The organism is Clostridiisalibacter paucivorans DSM 22131 (assembly GCF_000620125.1).
Lineage (GTDB): Bacteria > Bacillota > Clostridia > Tissierellales > Clostridiisalibacteraceae > Clostridiisalibacter > Clostridiisalibacter paucivorans.
Genome location: NZ_JHVL01000024.1, coordinates 30,716 through 51,681 on the forward strand (window position 1 = coordinate 30,716; position 20,966 = coordinate 51,681).

Genomic DNA, 20,966 nt, shown 5'->3' on the forward strand with positions numbered 1-20,966 from the left:
GCTCTTGGCTCTTGGCTCTTGGCTCTTGGCTCTTGGCTCTTGGGGGGCGCTAGCGCCCCCCTCCTTCCCTAACAACTAAGAGCTAAGAACTAAGAACTGTATTTTCCTCTGATATAATAATATTATTATCTATCAAAAACTATACTAGGGGATTAAAAAAACACTGGAACAATTCCAGTGTTTTTTGAAATAATATATTATCTTTTTGAGAACTGAGGTGCCCTTCTTGCTTTCTTCAAACCATATTTCTTTCTTTCGGTCATTCTTGGGTCTCTTGTCAACATACCTGCTTTTTTAAGTACTCCTCTAAGCTCTGCATCGGCCTTTAATAATGCCCTTGATATACCAAGTCTTATAGCTCCAGCTTGACCTGTATATCCACCACCGTTCACATTAACAATAACATCATATTTATCCAAAGTATCAGTTATCACTAATGGTTCCTTTACTTTAACCTTTAATGTTTCATAGTTAAAGAATTCATCGATAGTTCTATTATTTATTTTAACATCACCAGTACCTGGAACTAATCTAACTCTAGCTATTGCTTTTTTTCTTCTTCCTGTACCATAATATTGAACTTTAGCCACTTATAATCCTCCCTTCCTGAACCTATATCTCATAAACTTCAGGTTTTTGGGCTTCATGATCATGTTCTCCGCCTCTATAAACCTTTAATTTCTTAAACATTGCTCTACCTAAGCTGTTTTTTGGTAGCATACCTTTTACCGCTAACTCTATAACTCTTTCTGGTTTTTCAGATATCATCCTTTTAAAAGAAACTTCTTTTAATCCACCTGGATGTAAAGAATGGTGTCTATATAACTTTTGTTGAGCTTTTTTTCCTGTAACTGATACCTTCTCTGCATTCAATACTATAACGTAATCTCCAGTATCTACATGAGGTGTATATATAGGTTTATGCTTACCTCTTAACAACTTTGCTATTTCTGTGGCAAGCCTTCCCAATGTCTTTCCTTCTGCATCTATAACATACCATTTTCTCTCAATTTCTTGAGGCTTTGCTACAAAGCTTTTCATTCTTTTCCCTCCTCATACAACAAACATTTATCATAAAATAACAAAACCTTTTAAAATAGATTTTGTCAAAACACATAGTGGAAAATTTTTATCCACCGTGCTATAAAAACCCGGGGCTAGTGGATTTTTATACACTCATACTCTATATATTTTAATACAACCATCCTAGTGTGTCAACCCTTTTCAATAAAAGACTTCTTTCAAATATAATCCTTGAGGTTTTGCAGTTTTACCTGCATTCTCTCTTTGTTTAGACTTTATTATATCTTTTATATCTTCAACATATATATTCTTTTGGCCTACATCCACCAATGTACCTATTATTATCCTAACCATATTATATAAGAAACCATTTCCACTAATTTTTACCTTTATAAATTTAGCAAAGGAAGAAATTTCTATATCATATATAGTCCTAACCGTATCCTTTACATTACTTCCCGATGACATGAAGCCTCTAAAATCATGGGTCCCTTTAAAGTATTTTAACGCTGATCTCATACTTTTTATATCCAACTTAAGTGGAACATGCCAACTATAATTTCTGTATATTGGACTTCTGATTCTACTATTATATATTATATATTCATATATTTTTCCCTTTGCATTATATCTAGAATGGAAATCTAAATCCACTTCCTCAGAATTTACAATAGATATATCATTGGGTAGTACTGAATTTAATGCCATGAAAAACCTATCTCCTGGTATACTGGAATTAGTAATAAAATTAGCCGCCTGGCCCTTAGCATGTACTCCACCATCAGTTCTTCCTGCACCAATTATCTTTATATTTTCATCAGTGAGCTTATTTATAGCCCTTTCCAATACTCCCTGTACTGTCCTACAGTTTGGTTGAGATTGCCAACCATTAAATTTAGTTCCATCGTATTCAATGATAATCTTTATATTTCTCATATCTTTCATCCTTTTATAGAATACAGGTCTTGGTTCTTAGTTCTTAGCTCTTAGTTCTTAGCTCTTAGTTCTTAGCTCTTAGTTCTTAGGTCTTAGGAAAGAATCAGCAAGAATTATGGACTGAAAATTGTCTATGCAAAATACCTAAAATATATAATTATGCCTAATAAAACAATAGTCATAGACAATACTACAAAGTCTCTTGTTTGTAATGATAATTGTCTCATCCTAGTACGGTTCTCTCCTCCTCTATAGCATCTGGCTTCCATTGCCATTGCCAACTCATCTGCCCTTCTAAAGGCACTTATAAATAATGGGACTAACAAAGGTACTAGATTTTTTGCTCTACTAAGTATATTTCCACTTTCAAAATCTGCTCCTCTAGCCATTTGTGCCTTCATTATTTTGTCTGTTTCTTCTAAAAGAGTAGGTATGAATCTCAATGCTATTGTCATCATCATAGCCAACTCATGGGCTGGCACTCCAATCCTTTTAAATGGATTTAACAGCCTTTCTATGCCGTCTGTAAGGGCTATTGGTGATGTGGTAAGAGTCAATAGAGAAGTCCCTATTATAAGCAATACAAGCCTTAACGCCATAAATGTAGCTTGAAATAGACCTTCTTTAGTTACATCCAGTGGTCCAATTTCAAATAGTATTTCTCCTTTAGTCATAAATACATTTATAAAAAAGGTGATAGCTATTATTATTACTAATGGTTTCAATCCTTTAAATATAAATTTAGGGGGTACCTTTGATATCATAATAGCAGAAAAAATAAATCCAAAGACAAAAATATAAGGGATAAAGGTATTAATAAAGAACAATGAAATTATAAATACAAATGTTACAATTATTTTTATCCTTGGGTCCAGCTTATGTACAACTGAATCCCCTGGAAAATATTGTCCAATAGTTATATCTTTAAGCATGGTCATTTCTCCTCAAATATTTTAATATTTCCTCTTTTGCTTCATCTACAGTAATAACATCATCCCTTATATTTTTACCCCTTTTCTTTAATTCCCTCATAACATATGTTATCTGTGGTACACCCAATCCCATTCTTTCTAAATCCTCAACATTCTTAAAAATCTCCCGTGGTGCTCCTGTCATAGTTACTTTTCCCCTATGCATTACTATAACCTTGTTCACAAGCTTTGCTATATCTTCCATACTGTGAGATACAAGTACTATAGTAGTCTTATTTTTCCTATACAGATTATTTATCTGCCCTAAGATATCATCTCTGCCCTTGGGATCTAATCCAGCAGTAGGTTCATCTAGGATTAATATACTTGGTTTCATAGCCAATACTCCTGCTATGGCTACCCTTCTCCGTTGGCCACCACTGAGTTCAAATGGTGATCTATCATTTACCATCTCAAAATCTAATCCTACCAGTTCCATTGCCTCTTTCACTCTGTCTTTAACTTCTTCATCAGACAATCCTAAATTTTTAGGACCAAATGCTACATCTTTATATACAGTTTCTTCAAATAGTTGATGCTCAGGATATTGAAATACTAGTCCAACCTTCTCTCTTATGGTCTTCATTTTAATCCCTTTTGCAGTTATATCCAACCCGTCTATTATTATTTTTCCAGATGTAGGTTTCAAAAGTCCATTTAGATGTTGTATCAATGTAGATTTTCCTGAACCCGTATGTCCAATTAGGCCAACAAATTCTCCTGATTCAATATCTATATTTACATCATCCAACGCCCTTTTCTCAAAGGGGCTTCCTGCACTATATATATGGGTTAATCCTTCTGTTTTTATACTCATATTAATCCCACCATTTCTTCTACTGTCAAGATATCAATAGGAATGTCTATACCCTCTTGATTTAGCTTAAATGCCAACTCTGTAACTTGAGGTATATCTAATCCATATTTTTTCATTATATTTACCTTACTAAATACTTCTTTTGGAGTGCCTTCCAATACAGCCCTTCCACCCGCCATTATAATTATTCTATCGGCATTTACTGCCTCATCCATATAATGGGTTATGTGTACAATAGTCTTTTTTTCTAATTTATTTAGCTTCATAATAGTATTCATTACTTCTTTTCTACCCGATGGATCTAGCATAGCAGTAGGCTCATCCAATACTATACACTGTGGATTCATTGCTAATACTCCAGCTATTGCAATTCTCTGTTTTTGACCACCAGATAGTAGATGGGGGGCATGTTTTTTATATGCTTCCATTTCTACTGCTTCCAATGAAGCATCTACTCTTTTCCTTATCTCTGAAGGAGCAATACCTTGATTTTCTGGGCCAAATGCTACATCTTCTTCTACTATGGTAGCAACTAATTGGTTATCTGGATTCTGAAAAACCATTCCAGCAGTCTGTCTAATATTCCATATATCTTCAGGATTGCTAGTATCCATGCCATCTACATATACATTACCCTTCGTTGGTAATAATAATGCATTTATATGCTTAGCAAGGGTGGATTTACCAGAACCGTTATGACCTAAAATTACTACAAATTGTCCCTTTTTTATCTCCAAATTTACATCCTTTAATGCTGCCTGCTTCTCATTTTCATTATTTGTATATTCATAAGTCACATTATCTATTTTTATCATTATATCTTTATTCATCTATTAACCCCCTCCAAGGAGCTTTTTAACTTTATACCACTAATTAATTTTAGCATATGTAGAAAAGCTATTCAAACAAATAATAATAAATATATGAATAAATAAAAAGAGGATTAAGCTGTAACTCCAACTTAATCCCCTTGACCGTTAAACTAACTTTAGTATCACCATTTCGCTTCCATCGCCTCTACGAGGTCCTAATTTTAATATTTTAGTATATCCGCCATTTCTGTCCGCATAATTTGGAGCAATCTCATCAAACAGCTTTTTTACTACTGTTTCATCATATATATAAGAAAGGGCTTGTCGTCTAGCATGTAGGTCTCCTCTTTTTCCTAGTGTGACCATCTTTTCAGCCATTCTTCTAGTCTCTTTTGCTCTTGTAACAGTAGTTTCAATCTTTCCATCCTTCAACAAACTTGTTACAAGGTTTCTTAGCATTGCAGTTCTGTGGTCCGTAGTTCGTCCCAGCTTTCTTAGTTTAGCCATACATTATCCCTCCTTTAGTCGGAATTATTCTTCACTTTTCTTAAGACTTAATCCCAATTCATCAAGTTTTTTCTGAACCTCTTCAAGGGATTTCTTTCCTAGGTTCCTTACTTTCATCATATCTTCTTCTGTCTTTTGGGCTAATTCATCAACAGTATTAATGCCTGCCCTTTTTAAGCAGTTATAAGACCTTACAGATAAGTCTAATTCCTCTATAGTCATTTCTAATACTTTTTCTTTTTTATCTTCTTCTTTTTCAACCATTATCTCAACATCACTTACATGATCAGTAAGGGATATAAATAGATTTAGATGCTCATTAAATATCTTTGCTCCTAAAGACGCAGCTTCATCTGGTTTAATAGTTCCATCAGTCAATATTTCTAGAGTTAATTTATGATAGTCAGTAAGTTGACCTACTCTAGTATTATCAACATGGAAATTAACCTTTTTTACTGGAGTAAATATGGAATCTATAGGAACTATACCTATAGTTTGATCTTCCTTCTTATTTCTTTCTGCAGGTACATAGCCCCTACCTTTTACCATCTCAAGCTCCATATACAGTTTGCCGCCCTCTTCAATTGTAGCTATGTGCAAATCCTTATTCAATATCTCAACATCTACACCTGTTTGAATATCTCCAGCTTTAACTTCTCCTGGACCTTCAGCATCTATTATTAAAGTTACAGTCTCATCTGTATGCATCTTTGCAGATATATCTTTTATATTTAGTATAATCTCTGTCACATCTTCTAGTACTCCAGGTATTGTTGAGAACTCATGTAAAACACCTTGGATCTTTATAGAAGACACTGCTGCCCCAGGCAGAGATGACAACAATATTCTTCTAAGAGAATTTCCCAATGTTGTAGCATAACCTCTTTCTAGAGGCTCTACTACAAATTTACCATAGGTATTGTCTTCACTTAACTCTAATATCTCTATCTTGGGTTTTTCAATTTCAATCATTATAATTTGAACCCTCCCTATATTTTTTTATCTTTTCTGAGGGTAACTGATTCTAGCTAGATTATTTTGAGTACCACTCTACAATTAGATGTTCTTCTATTGGTAATTCTATATCTTCTCTTGACACTTCCCCAACTATTTTAGCTGTCATGCTTTCTGCATCAACTTGTAACCATTGGGGTACAGTACCTTGATGATTCTCTACTAATTCTTTGAATTTAACTGATTTTTTACTATTTTCTTTTACCTTAATAGTATCACCTACTGATGTCAAATAAGAAGGAACATTTACCTTTCTGCCATTAACTTCAAAATGACCATGAGTAACTAACTGTCTAGCTTCTGCCCTTGAAGAAGCTAATCCTAATCTATAAACTACATTGTCTAATCTAGACTCTAAAACTTTTAATAGGTTTTCACCTGTTATACCTTCCATTTTATCAGCTTCTGCAAAGTACTTTGTAAACTGATTTTCTGGCACTCCATAATATCTACGAACTTTTTGTTTTTCTCTCAACTGGATACCGTGTTCTGATAATTTCTTTCTACCTTGACCATGTTGTCCTGGTGCATAATTTCTTTTATTAATAGGGCATTTATCAGTAAAACATTTATCGCCCTTTAAATATAATTTAAGTCCTTCTCTTCGACAAAGTCTACATACTGGACCTGTATATCTTGCCATATTTCACACCTCCTATATGAATATAATTAAACTCTTCTTCTCTTAGGTGGTCTACAACCGTTATGTGGTATTGGAGTAACATCCTTAATTAAGTTTACTTCTAACCCTGCGGCTTGTAGAGACCTAATAGCAGCTTCTCTTCCTGCTCCTGGACCTTTAACGTATACTTCTACAGTCTTCAAACCATGTTCCATGGCTTTTTTAGCTGCTGTCTCTGCAGCCATTTGAGCAGCAAAAGGAGTTGATTTTCTTGAACCTCTAAAACCTAACTGTCCTGCGCTGGCCCAAGAGATAGAATTTCCTTGAGTATCTGTCAATGTAACTATAGTGTTATTGAAGGTAGACTGAATATGTGCCTGACCTCTTTCTATATTTTTTCGCTGTTTTCTTTTAACACGCGCTTTTTTTACACCTTTTTTAGCCAACTAGAGTCCCTCCTTTTCCATTTCTATAATCAATTATTTCTTTTTCTTCTTACTTGCTAACCTCTTAGGACCTTTTCTTGTTCTTGCATTATTTTTAGTTCCTTGTCCTCTAACAGGCAATCCTCTTCTATGTCTAATACCTCTATAGCAACCTATCTCTCTAAGTCTTTTGATATTCATTGCTATTTCTCTTCTTAAATCACCTTCAACCATATATTTATCTATAGTTGTTCTCAATTTTGTTACTTCGTCTTCTGTTAGATCTTTAACCCTTGTATCTGGATTCACACCAACATTTTTCAATATTTCGTTTGATCTTGATCTGCCTATACCATATATATAAGTTAATCCAATCTCAACTCTTTTGTCCCTTGGCAAGTCAACACCTGAAATTCTGGCCATTTAACTCTACACCTCCTAATCACTCTGCTATACCTTAAACTTAATCTTAATAAAGCAGCCGCGTCAATAATTATATTATAAATTAGTAATTACATCCATAAAATTTTTGGGATTATCCTTGTTTTTGCTTATGTTTAGGATTTTCACAAATAACCATTACCTTGCCTTTTCTTCTTATTATTTTACATTTTTCACACATTTTTTTTACTGATGGTCTTACCTTCACTGTGATCCCTCCTCGCTACTTCTTTCGCCAGGTTATTCTTCCCCTTGTTAAATCATAAGGAGAAAGTTCTAGTGTTACTTTATCCCCGGGAAGAATTCTAATGAAATTCATCCTTAATTTACCTGAAATATGAGCTAATATTTCATGATCATTTTCTAACTTAACTCTAAACATTGTATTAGGTAGGGCCTCAACAACAGTACCTTCTACCTCGATAACATCTTTTTTGGACATTAGGTTATCTAACCTCCATTCCTTTTATTGTAACTTGCTCTCAACAGCAGACAACATTTTTCTTATAAAAGCATTATTAATCTTGATCTTCTTCTCAAGCCTCTGCCTCAACTCTTCAATCCTATAATTATAGACTACAAGATGTTTAATTTTTTTCTTTTTTGGTGTGTCTAATTTCCTCATATCTCCGTCTACTAATAAGACATATCTATCATCTATAACATTTATAACAACAAAAAATTTATTCTTATCTCTGCCGGCCTTGGACCTAACTACTTGACCTATACCTATTCCTTCAGTAGTTTCCACGGTCTTCACCTCTCAATAATTGTCAGAATCTCTGGTTCATCCTCAGTTATAACTATAGTATTCTCGTAATGGGCAGATACTTTATTATCAGCAGTAACTACCGTCCAATTGTCTTCAAGTACATCTACATGATAAGCACCAGCATTTACCATGGGCTCAATAGCAAGAACCATTCCTGGTTTTAACCTTGGACCCCTTCCCGGAGGACCAAAATTAGGTATTTGTGGGTCTTCATGCATCTTTTGTCCTATGCCATGCCCAACATAATCTCTAACTATAGAAAAACCATTATCTTCAACATATTTTTGTATAGCATTAGATATGTCTGATAGCCTATAACCTACTTTTGCATATTTTAGACCTTGAAAAAAAGATTCTTTCGTTACATCAACTAGTTCTTGATGTTCTTCAGATATATTTCCAATGCCATAGGTTCTTGCAGCATCTCCGTAATACCCATTTAATATAACACCAGTATCTATACTTACTATATCCCCATCATTTATAACCCTAGGCCCTGGTATCCCATGAACTACTTCCTGATTTATAGAAATACATATAGAACCTGGAAATCCTCCATACCCTTTAAATGCTGGAAGGGCTCCATTCTTTCTTATAAAGTCCTCAGCTATTTCATCAAGTTTCTTTGTGGTTATACCAGGTTTTATAAAATCTTTTAGATAAAAATGAGTTTCTGCAGTAAGCTTACCTGCATCTCTCATTTTATCTACTTCCCTAGGAGTTTTGATAATTATCATTATGCATCGCTCTCCAATCTATTGACAATATCCTCAAATACCTTCTCTATATCTTGAGCACCATCAATGTCTAACACGATTCCTTTTTTATTATAGTAATCTATTAGGGGTCTAGTCTGTTCTTGATATACTTCTATTCTCTTTGTAACAGTTTCAGCAGTATCATCATCTCTTTGATAAAGATCTCCACCGCATACATCACATACGCCTTCTTTTTTAGGTGGATTAAACTTAGTATGGAAAGTAGCACCACAGTCTTTGCATATTCTTCTACCTACAGCCCTCTCTATTAAGGCTTCTTTAGGCACATCAATATTAATAACATTATCTAAACTGTGACCAAGATTGCTAAGTTCTTTATCCAACGCATCGGCCTGTGCAACAGTTCTAGGAAAACCGTCCAATAAGAATCCCTTTTTACAATCATCTTCTGTTAATCTATCCTTTACAATGGCAACCACTAATTCATCAGGAACTAATAGTCCTTTATCCATATATTCCTTAGCCTTTTTTCCTAAATCTGTACCCTCTTTTATATTCTTTCTAAATATATCTCCTGTTGATATATGAGGGATATCATATTTTTTAATTATACCTGAAGCTTGGGTTCCTTTCCCAGCTCCAGGTGGTCCAAGCAATATAAGTCTCACTATAATCATCTCCTTATGGAGTTTTTTTAATACCTATTGGACTAATCTATTTTAAAAATCCTTTATAATGTCTCATCATCATCTGTGACTCTATTTGCTTCATAGTTTCAAGGGCAACCCCAACAACTATTAACAATGCTGTTCCTCCAAAACCAATATTTAAATTTGTAAATGAAAAAATCAATGTTGGTATTGAAGCTATAAGGGCCAAAGCTAATGCACCCACTAGGGTAATCCTTGAAAGTACTCTATTCAAATAATCAGCAGTGGGTTTCCCCGGTCTTATTCCTGGTATGAATCCACCATACTGTTTAAGATTATTAGCATATTCTACAGGATTAAACTGTATTGCTGTATAAAAATAAGTGAAGAATATTATCAGCAAAATATTTAGTATAGAATAAATCCATACTCCAGGATTTCCATTTGGTGAAAAATACTTAGAAACAACCTCTGCAAATTTACCATCAAAGAAAAATACTAATGTTTGAGGGAATGCCAACAATGACGTAGAGAATATTACTGGAATAACTCCAGCCATCAATACCTTCAATGGTATATGTGTATTTTGTCCCCCATACATTTTCCTTCCAACGACTCTTTTAGCGTACTGAACAGGTATTCTTCTCTGTCCTTCTTGTATAGCAACTACACCTGCAATTATAATAGTTGCTATTATAAGAAATAGTAGAATCTCAATTATACTAACATTACCTGTCTTGTATAATCCAAAAACTTGCATTATCCCAGCTGGTACTCTAGAAACTATACCTGTAAATATAATCAAAGATATTCCATTACCAATACCATATTCAGTAATCTGCTCACCTAACCACATAAGGAAGGCAGTACCTGCAGTAAGAACAATAACCACAGTAGCCATTGATAATCCACTTTGATGTATTATGGCATTTCTAAAAAGACCAACACTAATACCTATTGCTTGAATAAGAGCAAATATTACAGTACCATATCTTGTATATTGAGCAATCTTTTTTCTTCCCTCTTCTCCTTCTCTAGCAAGGGCTTCAAGCCTAGGTATAGCTATAGTTAAAAGCTGCATTATAATGGAAGCTGTAATATATGGATATATATTCAATGCAAATATAGTCATCTGCTTAAAGGCTCCACCAGCCATTAAATCTATAAATCCAAGTATTCCGCCTCCGCCACCTTCAAACATTTCAGCTATAACCTTTTTATCTATAAATGGTACTGGTATATTGGCTCCTAGTCTAAATACTACTAGCATCATAAGTGTAAATAAAATTCTTTTTCTTAAATCTGGGATCTTCCAAGCATTTTTTAAAGTTGATAACACTTTAAATCACCTCTGCCTTTCCCCCGGTGGCCTCTATCTTCTCTGCTGCACTTTTTGTGAATTTATGGGCTTTTACGGTTAACTTTTTGTCTAAGCTTCCATCGCCAAGAATCTTAACTCCGTCTTGTATTTTGCTTATAACACCTGTTTCCTTTAAAAGCTCTGGAGTAACCAATGTATTTTCTTCAAATCTATTTAAATCTTTAATATTAACTGTGGAATATTTTTTAGCAAATATATTAGTAAACCCTCTTTTTGGTAATCTTCTATACAAAGGCATTTGACCACCTTCAAATCCAGGCCTTACTCCTCCACCTGAACGAGAGTTTTGTCCATTTTCGCCCCTACCAGCTGTTTTTCCTTGACCTGTAGCAGTACCTCTACCTAGTCTTTTTCTATTCTTTGTACTTCCAGCATTGGGTTTTAATTCATGTAATTTCATGGTTGCACCTCCTTCGGAATTACATTATTCTATTACTTCAACCATATGATTTACTTTTTCAATCATACCTCTTATCTGAGGAGTATCTTCTTTTTCAACTATTTGACCAATTTTCCTTAGTCCTAATGCTTCTATAGTTCTTCTTTGTTTTTCATTTTTTCCAATTTTACTTCTAACTAGTTTAACATTAATCTTAGCCAAGGTGTTCCCCCCTAACCTATTATTTCTTCAACTGATTTTCCTCTTAATTTAGCAACATCTTCTGCTTTCTTAAGACTGGCTAACCCTTCCATAACGGCATCAACCATATTTCTTGGATTATTAGAGCCTAAAGATTTAGTTCTTATGTCTCTAACTCCAGCTAATTCTAGAACTGCACGAACAGGTCCTCCAGCAATAACTCCAGTACCTGGTTGAGCTGGTTTTAAAAGAACACTACCTGCTCCAAAATTTCCTACTATTTCATGAGGTATGGTTGCATCAATAAGGGGTACTTTTATTAAATGCTTCTTAGCATCTTGTATTGCCTTCTTTATAGCATCTGGAATCTCTATAGCCTTTGACATACCAACTCCAACATGACCATTTTCATCTCCAACTACTACTAGGGCACTAAATCTAAAGTTTCTACCACCTTTTACAACCTTAGTTACACGATTTATATTAACAACTCTTTCTTTTAAATCTAATTCATTTGCATCAATACGTCCACGTTGCATTTATTCCCCTCCTTTTCTAAAAGTTTAATCCGCCATCCCTAGCTCCTTCAGCAAGTTCCTTAACTCTACCATGATAAATATATCCACCTCTATCAAATATAACAGTTTCGATTCCTTTTTCCACTGCTTTCTTTGCTACAGCTTCTCCAACTTTCCTAGCCGCTTCTTTATTTCCAGTGCTTTCAACACTTTCTTTTATTTTGTTATCCAAAGTTGAAGCTGATGCTAAAGTATTACCATTTATATCATCTATAATTTGTGCATATATATGGTTTAGGCTTCTATATACATTTAATCTAGGTCTTTCAGGAGTTCCTTGAATTTTATTTCTAGCCCTTAAATGTCTTTTTTGTCTCTTTTTATTTTTATTAACTTTTTTAAGCACCCTTATTCACTCCTTTCCTACTACTTAGCAGTCTTTCCTTCCTTACGTCTTACTACTTCATTTTCATATCTTATACCTTTACCTTTATATGGCTCAGGTCTTCTTAGGTCTCTTATAACTGCTGCATAGTTTCCTACCTTTTGTTTATCTATTCCTTTAACTATAACCTTTGTGTTAGAAGGAACTTCTGTTTGTATTCCATCTGGATCTTCCATCTCTACTGGATGAGAAAAACCTAAGTTTAATACTAGCTTTTTCCCTTGTTTTTGTGCACGATATCCTACACCTATTATTTCTAAAGTCTTTTCATATCCTTTAGAAACACCTTCAAGCATATTGTACAATAAAGTTCTAGTTAATCCATGTAAAGATTTATGTCTCTTATTTTCAGTTGGTCTATTTACAGTGATTTCATTATTCTCTATTTTAATTTCCATATCTTTATCTAATTGTTGCTCTAACTGACCTTTAGGTCCCTTAACTACTACATAGTTTTTATCATCTATTTTAACATCTATCCCATTAGGCACTTCTATGGGCTTAATACCTATTCTTGACATGTTTACACCTCCTGTTTCCTAGATGATAGATAATATATTACCATACATAACAAAGAACTTCTCCACCAACATTATTGCTTCTAGCACTTTTATCAGTCATTATACCTTTAGAAGTTGATAAAATTGCTATTCCTAACCCACCAAGCACTCTTGGTATTTCGTTATTTTTTGCATATACCCTTAATCCTGGTTTAGAAATTCTTTTTAAGCCACCTATTACCTTTTCATCATTTTTACCGTACTTAAGTTGAACTCTTATAATACCTTGCTTACCATCATCTATAACATCAAATCCCTTTATGAAACCTTCTTCTAAAAGAATATTTGCCAAGGATTTTTTTATGTTTGAAGCTGGAATATCTACTTTTTCATGTTTTGCATTATTACTGTTTCTAATCCTCGTTAACATATCTGCAATTGGATCAGTCATAACCATAAGAGCTACCTCCTTCCTATAACATTTATCCTACCAGCTGGCTTTTCTTACTCCTGGTATTTGACCTTTATATGCTAATTCTCTGAAGCATATACGGCAAACACCATATTTTCTCAAATAACCATGAGGTCTTCCACATATCTTACATCTATTATAAGCTCTAGTGCTGTACTTAGCTTTTTTTTGTTGCTTTAACTTCATTGACTTCTTTGCCACATTATTCCCTCCTCATTATTTTTTAAAGGGCATTCCCATTAGCGCTAAAAATTCTCTAGCCTCTTCATCTGTTTCAGCAGTAGTAACTATTATTATGTCCATACCTTTTATTCTGTCTATTTTATCATATTCTATTTCAGGAAATATTAATTGTTCCTTTACACCCAATGCATAGTTTCCTCTTCCGTCAAAGGCTGTTGAAGAAACACCTCTAAAATCTCTAACTCTAGGTAAAGCTATATTCATAAATTTATCTAAGAAGCTATACATTTTTTCTCCTCTTAGAGTCACTTTACATCCTACTGGCATACCTTCTCTGATTTTAAAATTAGAAACTGATTTTTTAGCTTTGGTTATAACTGGCTTTTGTCCAGCAATTATAGCCATTTCTTCTATAGCAGATTCCAAAAGTTTGGCGTTTTCTTTCGCTTCTCCTACGCCCATATTGATTGTTACTTTTTCAATCTTTGGAACCTCCATCATATTCTTATATTTAAATTTCTCCATAAGAGCCGGAGCTACTTCGCTAACGTATTTTTCTTTAAGTCGTGATATCACTTTTTAAACCTCCTTTCAACAGGGCTTTTAGTCTAATACTTCCCCACACTTAGAACAAACCCTTACTTTGTCACCATTGTCTAGAAATTTATGTCCAACTCTAACACCTTGTTTATCCTTACTACAATAAAGCATAACATTAGAAATATCTATAGATCCTTCCTGGTGAACTATTCCACCTTGCTGAAGTTGTTGGTTTGCTCTCTGATGTTTAGTTAACATGTTTACACCTTCAACTAAAACTCTATTTTTCTTAGGAAATGCTTGAAGCACTTTACCTTTTTTTCCTTTATCTTTACCAGCAATTACAACTACTGTATCACCTTTTTTTATATGCATTATTTACACCTCCTCTTATAACACTTCAGGTGCTAAAGATATAATCTTCATGAAGTTTCCATCTCTTAATTCTCTAGTTACAGGACCAAATATACGAGTTCCTGTAGGTTGTTTATCATCTTTTACAATTACAGCTGCATTTTCATCGAATTTGATATAACTTCCATCTTTTCTTCTTAGTCCTCTTTTGCTTCTTACTATAACAGCTTTAACTACGTCACCTTTTTTTACAACACCACCAGGCGTTGCACTTTTGACAGAAGCTACTATTACATCTCCAATATTAGCATATCTCCTCTTGGTTCCGCCCAAAACCTTTATACATAGTAATTCCCTAGCTCCAGAATTATCAGCTACTTTTAATCGAGACTCAGCTTGAATCATATTGTTAACCTCCCTTCATTAAACACAAGGATTATTTTGCTCTTTCAATTATATTAACTAATCTCCATCTCTTTTGTTTACTTAATGGTCTTGTTTCCATTATTTTTACTCTATCTCCTGTATTGGCTTCATTTTTTTCATCATGGGCTTTAAATTTTGTAGTCTTTTTCATCTGCTTTCCATATAAAGGATGAGAGACAAATGTTTCAACAGCAACAACCACAGTCTTATCCATCTTGTCACTTACCACTCGACCTATTCTTACTTTTCTATTTCCTCTGTCCATTTAAACAGCCCTCCTTCCTATAACTGCTAAGCATTCAGTTTATTTATTTCTCGTTCTCTAACTACAGTTTTCACTCTAGCTATATCTTTTCTTACCATCTTTATTCTCATTGGATTGTCAAGCTGCCCAGTAGCCAGTTGAAATCTCAAATTAAACAATTCTGCCTTTAACTCTGATAGCCTATTATCTAGTTCTTGAGCAGTTAAATCTCTTAATTCACTAGCTTTCATTAGCTTCACCACCCTTTTCTACTCCCTCTTCACGTGTCACAAATTTACATTTTATTGGTAGTTTGTGAGCAGCCAATCTCATAGCCTCTCTAGCCAATTCCTCTGATATGCCACCCATTTCAAATAATACTCTTCCAGGTTTAACTACTGATACCCAGTATTCTGGTGATCCTTTACCTTTACCCATACGAGTCTCAGCTGGTTGTGATGTTACAGGCTTATCAGGGAATATTTTAATCCAAATCTTTCCACCTCTTTTGATATGCCTTGTCATAGCCCTTCTGGCTGCCTCTATTTGATTTGAAGTTATCCATGCTGGTTCCATAGCTTGTAAACCAAATTCACCATAGGATATTTTATTTCCTCGAGTAGCCTTACCCTTCATTCTACCTCTCTGTTGCTTACGATGCTTTACTCTCTTAGGCATTAACATAACCTATTCCTCCTTCCTTAAAGAATTCAGTTCTATTTATTCTTTCCGTTTTGTTCTTTTTGGTCTTCTTTAACCGGAAGAACCTCTCCTTTATATATCCAAACCTTAACTCCTATTTTTCCATAAGTTGTATCTGCTTCAGCAAATCCATAATCAATATCTGCTCTAAGTGTTTGCAAAGGTATTGTTCCCTCACTATATCCTTCTGTTCTAGCCATATCAGCACCATTTAATCTTCCAGACACAGCTGTCTTTACACCCTTAGCACCTGATCTCATTGCCCTTTGGATAGATTGTTTCATTGCCCTTCTAAAAGAAACCCTTCTTTCAAGCTGTCCTGCGATATTTTCAGCTACTAATTGAGCATCTTTTTCAGGAACCTTTACTTCTTCAACATTTACTATTATATTTTTACCTGTCATTTTTTCCAATTCTTTTCTCAATGCTTCTACTCCAGATCCACCTTTTCCAATTACCATGCCTGGTTTTGCAGTATATACATTAAGTTTAACTCTATTCGCTGCTCTCTCTATCTCTATTTTAGAAATTCCAGATATCTTCAACTTATTTTTTACATATTTACGAATATCATGGTCTTCAATAAGATAGTCTGAGAAATTTTTCTTGTCAGCATACCATTTTGAATCCCAATCTTTTATGATGCCAACTCTCAATCCATGTGGATTAACTTTTTGACCCATTTATTGCCCTCCTTCTCTACTCTCTCTCTTGTAAAACTACTCCTACATGACTTGTTCTCTTCTTTATCTGAAAAGCTCTACCTTGTGCCCTTGGTCTCCATCTCTTTAGAACCGGTCCTTGATTGGCGTAAACTTGAGCTACATATAAATTGTCTCTGTCCATGCTAAAATTATTTTCAGCATTGGCAAGGGCTGATTGAACTACCTTTTCTAAAACTTCCGCTCCTTTTTTAGGAGTAAACTTCAAAATAGCAAGGGCCTCGTCAACTGATTTACCCCTTACAAGATCGGCAACTATTTTAACTTTTCTGGGTGATATACGAATATATTTAGCCACAGCTTTAGCTTCCACCTATATTCCCTCCTTCTTTAGATACTTCTTTATTAAAACATAACAAAGTATATTTTCTACTTTAATGCAGTTGATCGCTCTGTATGATCTCCATGTCCCTTAAATGTTCTAGTAGGTGCAAACTCTCCCAATTTATGACCCACCATATCTTCAGTTATATAAACTGGCACATGTTTCCTACCATCATAAACAGCTATGGTATGACCAACCATTTGTGGGAAAATTGTGGATCTACGAGACCAAGTTTTAATAACCTTTTTTTCATTTTCTTTATTTAATTCTTCAACTTTTTTCATAAGATGGTCATCACAAAATGGCCCTTTCTTTAATGATCTACCCATTAATGCTCCTCCTTTCAACTGGAAATGCTTCTATACTCAGGCTACATACCTATTATTTTTTCTTTCTTCTTCTAATAATAAATTTATCTGATTTCTTATTCTTCTTACGAGTTTTATATCCCAAAGTTGGTTTGCCCCATGGACTCACAGGAGACGGTCTACCAATTGGAGCTCTACCTTCACCACCACCATGTGGATGGTCGTTAGGATTCATTACACTACCTCTTACAGTAGGTCTAATACCCATATTCCTCTTTTTACCTGCTTTACCTACAGTTATATTTTCATGGTCTATATTACCAACTTGACCTATAGTAGCTCTACATTCAAGTCTTACCATTCTCACTTCTCCTGAAGGCAATTTAATTTGAGCATATTTACCCTCTTTAGCCATAAGTTGAGCCGAATTCCCTGCTGATCTTACCAATTGTCCACCTTTTCCAGCTTTTAACTCAATATTATGAATCATTGTACCTACAGGTATATTTTTAAGAGGCAACGCATTACCCAATTTAATATCTGCATTGACACCAGATTCAATAATATCTCCAACAGCTATTTTATTTGGTGCTAATATATATCTCTTTTCTCCGTCTCTATAGACAATAAGTGCAATATTAGCAGTTCTATTAGGATCATACTCTACAGCTTCAACGCGTCCTGGTATTCCATCTTTGTTCCTTTTAAAATCTATTATTCTATATTTTTGTTTATTTCCACCGCCTCTATGGCGAATAGTTATCTTCCCATGAGCATTTCTACCAGCATTCTTCTTTTTAGGAGCCAAAAGTGACTTTTCCGGCTCTTTTTTAGTAATTTCTTCAAAGGTTGAAACGGTCATCTGTCTCAGTGCTGGAGAAGTTGGTTTATATTTCTTAATACCCATTATGATTCCCTCCTTTTAACATACTAAACTACAATTACATTCCTTCAAAGAACTCAATGCCTTTGCTATCTTCTGTCAATTGTACAATAGCCTTCTTCCAACTGGGTCTTCTTCCAATATTCATTCCCATTCTTTTTAATTTACCCTTCATATTCATAGTATTAACCTTAGCTACCTTTACACCAAAAACATGCTCAACGGCATTTTTAATTTCTGTTTTATTCGCCCTTTTATCTACAACAAAAGTATATTTGCCCTCAGCCATATCGTTCATACTTTGTTCAGTTATAACAGGCTTTCTTATTATATCGTGTAGGTTACGCATTATGCATACACCTCCTCCACTTTTGTTACAGCATCTTTAGTAATGATAAAAGTATCATACTTTAAAACATCATATACATTCAATGAATTTATAAGTGTTGTTTCAACACCTGGTATATTCTTAGCTGATTTCATGATATTCTCATCTTTTTCAGCCATTACTATGAGGGCTTTTTTAGTAGAATTTAAGTTTTTCAATATATTGGCCATATCCTTAGTCTTAGGATTCTCCATCTTAAATTCGTCCAATACTACAATCTCATCATTTAATACTTTAGAACTCAAAGCAGACTTCATTGCAAGCCTTCTAACTTTCTTAGGTAAAGTATATCTATAATCTCTTGGTTTTGGAGCAAACACAACTCCACCACCAGTCCATTGTGGAGATCTTATACTTCCTTGTCTAGCTCTACCAGTTCCTTTTTGTCTCCATGGCTTTCTTCCGCCACCTCTTACTTCTGACCTTGTCTTTGCAGATTGTGTACCTTGTCTTTGATTAGCAAGATAATTCTTCACAGATTCATGCAAAACATGTTTATTAACTTTAACACCAAATACAGCATCTGTTAATTCTATATCTCCAACCTGTTGTCCAGATACATTATATAAAGCTACTTTAGGCATATTATATCCTCCTTTCTATAAAACTTACTTAGAAACTTTTACTGTGTCTTTTATAGTTATTAATCCGCCCTTAGGTCCAGGCACAGCACCTTTTATTAATAATAAATTCTTTTCAACATCTATTTTAACAACTTCTAGATTTTGCACTGTAACTCTTTCATTACCCATATGTCCTGGTAAATTCTTTCCTTTAAATACTCTAGCAGGATATGCTGATGCTCCCATAGAACCCACTGCCCTATGATATTTAGAACCGTGTGTCTCTGGTCCCCTTGATTGGTTATGTCTCTTTATAGCACCTTGGAATCCCTTACCTTTAGAAATTCCTATTACATCAACACTTTCTCCTTCAGTGAATATGTCTACTTTGATCTCTTGACCAATTTCATATTCATCTATATTGTCTACTTTAATCTCTCTCAAATATCTTTTATACTCTGTTTCAGCCTTATCAAAATGGCCTTTTTTAGGCTTATTAACCTTTTTCTCTTTTACAGTATCAAATCCAACCTGAATAGCATTGTAACCATCTTTATCCTCAGTCTTCTTCTGTACAACTACCAAAGGTCCACCTTCAATAACTGTTACAGGTATAACGGAACCATCCTCGTTAAATATCTGAGTCATTCCTATTTTTTTCCCTAACATTCCTTTCACTTGTTACACCTCCTATATTCTTACAGCGGATTGCATCATTGCAATCATACTAAGCAGGATTAACTATACAAATTAAAGCTTTATTTCTATATCTACACCTGCTGGTAAATTTAATCTCATCAATGAATCAACAGTCTTTGGAGTAGGACTCAAGATATCAATAAGTCTTTTATGAGTTCTCTGTTCAAATTGTTCTCTTGAATCTTTATACTTATGAACTGCCCTTAATATTGTAACTACTTGTTTCTCTGTTGGTAGAGGTACAGGTCCTGATACTGTAGCCCCTGTTCTTTTAGCAGTTTCAACTATCTTTTGTGCTGATGAGTCAAGAACCTTATGGTCATAAGCTTTCAACCTGATTCTTATTTTTTGTTTTCCATTACCTTTTGACATTAACAATTCCCTCCTTCTATCGCATGTTTTTTTTACATACGACATGGATTTGCCGACACACTTGCCCTGGCGTTTTATTTTAAAAACAGACAAGCACATAAACAAAACCCAGTCGCCCGACTCTCAATCGGACATTCTCCACAAAAATTCCCTGTTATACAGCAACCTTTTGCTTCATCGCATGTCAATTGCATACTTTAATATTTTAACTTAAAAACAGTTAAAACTCAAGGGTTATTTAAAACTTTTTATTATTTTTTTAGCATAAAACAAAAGAAGAGGTACCTCTTCTTTTGTTTTATGTCTATCTTATGTTAGTAATCTTTTATGTCTTTTAGATTATTCTATAATCTCACTAACTACTCCAGCTCCTACTGTTCTTCCACCTTCACGGATTGCAAATCTTAATCCTTCTTCCATCGCTATTGATGTTATTAATTTGATTTCAAATGTTGCATTGTCTCCTGGCATACACATTTCTACGCCTTCTTCTAAGTTTATTTCTCCTGTTACGTCTGTTGTTCTAAAGTAGAATTGTGGTCTGTATCCGTTAAAGAATGGTGTATGTCTTCCTCCCTCTTCTTTTGTCAATACATATACTTCTGCTTTGAACTTTGTATGGGGTGTTATTGTTCCTGGTGCTGCTAATACT

The 20,966-nt window shown here is 34.4% G+C and carries 39 protein-coding genes; all 39 read right to left on the bottom strand.

Annotated elements, in window-relative coordinates:
* Window positions 1–197: 197 nt before the first annotated feature.
* On the bottom strand, window positions 198–590 hold the full coding sequence (gene rpsI / locus Q326_RS0108565; RefSeq protein ID WP_026895010.1) for a 30S ribosomal protein S9: 393 nt from the start codon (window positions 588–590) through the stop codon (window positions 198–200).
* A 22-nt stretch (window positions 591–612) separates the two neighbouring features.
* A complete protein-coding gene (rplM, locus tag Q326_RS0108570) occupies window positions 613–1,041 on the bottom strand; it encodes a 50S ribosomal protein L13 (protein WP_026895011.1) in 429 nt (142 codons plus the stop codon).
* A 183-nt stretch (window positions 1,042–1,224) separates the two neighbouring features.
* Entirely contained in the window at window positions 1,225–1,959 is a 735-nt protein-coding gene (gene truA / locus Q326_RS0108575; protein WP_026895012.1) for a tRNA pseudouridine(38-40) synthase TruA, read from the bottom strand.
* Window positions 1,960–2,090: 131 nt separating this feature from the next.
* Window positions 2,091–2,891, bottom strand: coding sequence for an energy-coupling factor transporter transmembrane component T family protein (locus Q326_RS0108580; protein ID WP_026895013.1), 801 nt, complete (start codon window positions 2,889–2,891; stop codon window positions 2,091–2,093).
* On the bottom strand, window positions 2,884–3,747 hold the full coding sequence (locus Q326_RS0108585; RefSeq protein WP_026895014.1) for an energy-coupling factor transporter ATPase: 864 nt from the start codon (window positions 3,745–3,747) through the stop codon (window positions 2,884–2,886). Before Q326_RS0108585 ends, Q326_RS0108580 begins: the two co-directional genes overlap by 8 nt.
* On the bottom strand, window positions 3,744–4,577 hold the full coding sequence (locus tag Q326_RS0108590) for an energy-coupling factor transporter ATPase (protein WP_026895015.1): 834 nt from the start codon (window positions 4,575–4,577) through the stop codon (window positions 3,744–3,746). The genes Q326_RS0108585 and Q326_RS0108590 overlap by 4 nt, the downstream gene beginning before the upstream one ends.
* A 147-nt stretch (window positions 4,578–4,724) precedes the next feature.
* Window positions 4,725–5,066, bottom strand: a complete 342-nt coding sequence (gene rplQ, locus Q326_RS0108595) for a 50S ribosomal protein L17 (RefSeq protein ID WP_026895016.1) — start codon at window positions 5,064–5,066, stop codon at window positions 4,725–4,727.
* Window positions 5,067–5,090: 24 nt separating this feature from the next.
* Complete coding sequence (locus tag Q326_RS0108600) at window positions 5,091–6,038, bottom strand: DNA-directed RNA polymerase subunit alpha (protein WP_026895017.1); 948 nt, start codon at window positions 6,036–6,038, stop codon at window positions 5,091–5,093.
* A gap of 61 nt (window positions 6,039–6,099) precedes the next feature.
* Window positions 6,100–6,723, bottom strand: a complete 624-nt coding sequence (rpsD, locus tag Q326_RS0108605) for a 30S ribosomal protein S4 (RefSeq protein ID WP_026895018.1) — start codon at window positions 6,721–6,723, stop codon at window positions 6,100–6,102.
* A 26-nt stretch (window positions 6,724–6,749) separates the two neighbouring features.
* Window positions 6,750–7,148, bottom strand: a complete 399-nt coding sequence (gene rpsK / locus Q326_RS0108610) for a 30S ribosomal protein S11 (protein ID WP_026895019.1) — start codon at window positions 7,146–7,148, stop codon at window positions 6,750–6,752.
* 33 nt (window positions 7,149–7,181) lie between these two features.
* Window positions 7,182–7,550, bottom strand: a complete 369-nt coding sequence (gene rpsM, locus Q326_RS0108615; RefSeq protein ID WP_026895020.1) for a 30S ribosomal protein S13 — start codon at window positions 7,548–7,550, stop codon at window positions 7,182–7,184.
* Window positions 7,551–7,662: 112 nt separating this feature from the next.
* Window positions 7,663–7,776, bottom strand: a complete 114-nt coding sequence (gene rpmJ, locus Q326_RS0108620; RefSeq protein WP_005398614.1) for a 50S ribosomal protein L36 — start codon at window positions 7,774–7,776, stop codon at window positions 7,663–7,665.
* 15 nt (window positions 7,777–7,791) lie between these two features.
* Complete coding sequence (infA, locus tag Q326_RS0108625) at window positions 7,792–8,010, bottom strand: translation initiation factor IF-1 (RefSeq protein WP_026895021.1); 219 nt, start codon at window positions 8,008–8,010, stop codon at window positions 7,792–7,794.
* Window positions 8,011–8,034: 24 nt separating this feature from the next.
* Complete coding sequence (locus Q326_RS0108630; protein WP_026895022.1) at window positions 8,035–8,319, bottom strand: KOW domain-containing RNA-binding protein; 285 nt, start codon at window positions 8,317–8,319, stop codon at window positions 8,035–8,037.
* Between the two features lie 5 nt (window positions 8,320–8,324).
* On the bottom strand, window positions 8,325–9,077 hold the full coding sequence (gene map, locus Q326_RS0108635; protein ID WP_026895023.1) for a type I methionyl aminopeptidase: 753 nt from the start codon (window positions 9,075–9,077) through the stop codon (window positions 8,325–8,327).
* Window positions 9,077–9,727 carry an adenylate kinase gene (locus Q326_RS0108640; protein ID WP_026895024.1) on the bottom strand — a complete coding sequence of 217 codons (651 nt, stop codon included), beginning with the start codon at window positions 9,725–9,727 and terminating at the stop codon, window positions 9,077–9,079. The genes map and Q326_RS0108640 overlap by 1 nt, the downstream gene beginning before the upstream one ends.
* A 46-nt stretch (window positions 9,728–9,773) precedes the next feature.
* Complete coding sequence (secY, locus tag Q326_RS0108645; RefSeq protein WP_026895025.1) at window positions 9,774–11,048, bottom strand: preprotein translocase subunit SecY; 1,275 nt, start codon at window positions 11,046–11,048, stop codon at window positions 9,774–9,776.
* 1 nt (window position 11,049) lies between these two features.
* Window positions 11,050–11,490 carry a 50S ribosomal protein L15 gene (rplO, locus tag Q326_RS0108650; protein WP_026895026.1) on the bottom strand — a complete coding sequence of 147 codons (441 nt, stop codon included), beginning with the start codon at window positions 11,488–11,490 and terminating at the stop codon, window positions 11,050–11,052.
* A gap of 24 nt (window positions 11,491–11,514) precedes the next feature.
* Complete coding sequence (rpmD, locus tag Q326_RS0108655; RefSeq protein WP_026895027.1) at window positions 11,515–11,691, bottom strand: 50S ribosomal protein L30; 177 nt, start codon at window positions 11,689–11,691, stop codon at window positions 11,515–11,517.
* Between the two features lie 11 nt (window positions 11,692–11,702).
* A complete protein-coding gene (gene rpsE / locus Q326_RS0108660) occupies window positions 11,703–12,209 on the bottom strand; it encodes a 30S ribosomal protein S5 (RefSeq protein ID WP_026895028.1) in 507 nt (168 codons plus the stop codon).
* A 16-nt stretch (window positions 12,210–12,225) separates the two neighbouring features.
* Complete coding sequence (gene rplR / locus Q326_RS0108665; RefSeq protein ID WP_026895029.1) at window positions 12,226–12,594, bottom strand: 50S ribosomal protein L18; 369 nt, start codon at window positions 12,592–12,594, stop codon at window positions 12,226–12,228.
* Window positions 12,595–12,614: 20 nt separating this feature from the next.
* Complete coding sequence (rplF, locus tag Q326_RS0108670; RefSeq protein WP_026895030.1) at window positions 12,615–13,154, bottom strand: 50S ribosomal protein L6; 540 nt, start codon at window positions 13,152–13,154, stop codon at window positions 12,615–12,617.
* Window positions 13,155–13,191: 37 nt separating this feature from the next.
* Window positions 13,192–13,590, bottom strand: coding sequence for a 30S ribosomal protein S8 (gene rpsH / locus Q326_RS0108675; protein WP_026895031.1), 399 nt, complete (start codon window positions 13,588–13,590; stop codon window positions 13,192–13,194).
* 30 nt (window positions 13,591–13,620) lie between these two features.
* A complete protein-coding gene (locus tag Q326_RS0108680; RefSeq protein WP_026895032.1) occupies window positions 13,621–13,806 on the bottom strand; it encodes a type Z 30S ribosomal protein S14 in 186 nt (61 codons plus the stop codon).
* A gap of 15 nt (window positions 13,807–13,821) precedes the next feature.
* On the bottom strand, window positions 13,822–14,364 hold the full coding sequence (gene rplE / locus Q326_RS0108685) for a 50S ribosomal protein L5 (protein ID WP_084489585.1): 543 nt from the start codon (window positions 14,362–14,364) through the stop codon (window positions 13,822–13,824).
* A gap of 27 nt (window positions 14,365–14,391) precedes the next feature.
* Window positions 14,392–14,703, bottom strand: a complete 312-nt coding sequence (gene rplX / locus Q326_RS0108690; RefSeq protein ID WP_026895034.1) for a 50S ribosomal protein L24 — start codon at window positions 14,701–14,703, stop codon at window positions 14,392–14,394.
* Window positions 14,704–14,718: 15 nt separating this feature from the next.
* Window positions 14,719–15,087, bottom strand: coding sequence for a 50S ribosomal protein L14 (rplN, locus tag Q326_RS0108695; protein ID WP_026895035.1), 369 nt, complete (start codon window positions 15,085–15,087; stop codon window positions 14,719–14,721).
* Between the two features lie 31 nt (window positions 15,088–15,118).
* The gene (gene rpsQ, locus Q326_RS0108700; RefSeq protein WP_026895036.1) at window positions 15,119–15,373 is read right to left on the bottom strand and encodes a 30S ribosomal protein S17; all 255 of its coding nucleotides are present in this window, start codon (window positions 15,371–15,373) and stop codon (window positions 15,119–15,121) included.
* A gap of 26 nt (window positions 15,374–15,399) precedes the next feature.
* On the bottom strand, window positions 15,400–15,603 hold the full coding sequence (rpmC, locus tag Q326_RS0108705; protein ID WP_026895037.1) for a 50S ribosomal protein L29: 204 nt from the start codon (window positions 15,601–15,603) through the stop codon (window positions 15,400–15,402).
* Complete coding sequence (rplP, locus tag Q326_RS0108710; RefSeq protein WP_026895038.1) at window positions 15,593–16,036, bottom strand: 50S ribosomal protein L16; 444 nt, start codon at window positions 16,034–16,036, stop codon at window positions 15,593–15,595. Before rplP ends, rpmC begins: the two co-directional genes overlap by 11 nt.
* 32 nt (window positions 16,037–16,068) lie before the next feature.
* The gene (gene rpsC, locus Q326_RS0108715) at window positions 16,069–16,737 is read right to left on the bottom strand and encodes a 30S ribosomal protein S3 (RefSeq protein ID WP_026895039.1); all 669 of its coding nucleotides are present in this window, start codon (window positions 16,735–16,737) and stop codon (window positions 16,069–16,071) included.
* A 16-nt stretch (window positions 16,738–16,753) separates the two neighbouring features.
* Window positions 16,754–17,089: a 50S ribosomal protein L22 gene (gene rplV, locus Q326_RS0108720; RefSeq protein WP_026895040.1), complete on the bottom strand. Its 336-nt coding sequence runs from the start codon at window positions 17,087–17,089 to the stop codon at window positions 16,754–16,756.
* A gap of 56 nt (window positions 17,090–17,145) precedes the next feature.
* Window positions 17,146–17,430 carry a 30S ribosomal protein S19 gene (gene rpsS / locus Q326_RS0108725; protein ID WP_026895041.1) on the bottom strand — a complete coding sequence of 95 codons (285 nt, stop codon included), beginning with the start codon at window positions 17,428–17,430 and terminating at the stop codon, window positions 17,146–17,148.
* A 52-nt stretch (window positions 17,431–17,482) separates the two neighbouring features.
* Window positions 17,483–18,316, bottom strand: a complete 834-nt coding sequence (rplB, locus tag Q326_RS0108730) for a 50S ribosomal protein L2 (protein ID WP_026895042.1) — start codon at window positions 18,314–18,316, stop codon at window positions 17,483–17,485.
* A 34-nt stretch (window positions 18,317–18,350) separates the two neighbouring features.
* Window positions 18,351–18,641 carry a 50S ribosomal protein L23 gene (rplW, locus tag Q326_RS0108735; RefSeq protein WP_026895043.1) on the bottom strand — a complete coding sequence of 97 codons (291 nt, stop codon included), beginning with the start codon at window positions 18,639–18,641 and terminating at the stop codon, window positions 18,351–18,353.
* Window positions 18,641–19,264, bottom strand: coding sequence for a 50S ribosomal protein L4 (gene rplD / locus Q326_RS0108740; RefSeq protein WP_026895044.1), 624 nt, complete (start codon window positions 19,262–19,264; stop codon window positions 18,641–18,643). Before rplD ends, rplW begins: the two co-directional genes overlap by 1 nt.
* Window positions 19,265–19,288: 24 nt before the next feature.
* Window positions 19,289–19,921 carry a 50S ribosomal protein L3 gene (gene rplC, locus Q326_RS0108745; protein ID WP_026895045.1) on the bottom strand — a complete coding sequence of 211 codons (633 nt, stop codon included), beginning with the start codon at window positions 19,919–19,921 and terminating at the stop codon, window positions 19,289–19,291.
* 72 nt (window positions 19,922–19,993) lie between these two features.
* Window positions 19,994–20,314 carry a 30S ribosomal protein S10 gene (gene rpsJ / locus Q326_RS0108750; RefSeq protein ID WP_026895046.1) on the bottom strand — a complete coding sequence of 107 codons (321 nt, stop codon included), beginning with the start codon at window positions 20,312–20,314 and terminating at the stop codon, window positions 19,994–19,996.
* A gap of 339 nt (window positions 20,315–20,653) precedes the next feature.
* On the bottom strand, window positions 20,654–20,966 hold a 313-nt coding region (locus Q326_RS0108755; RefSeq protein WP_026895047.1), incomplete at its 5' end, for an EF-Tu C-terminal domain-related protein.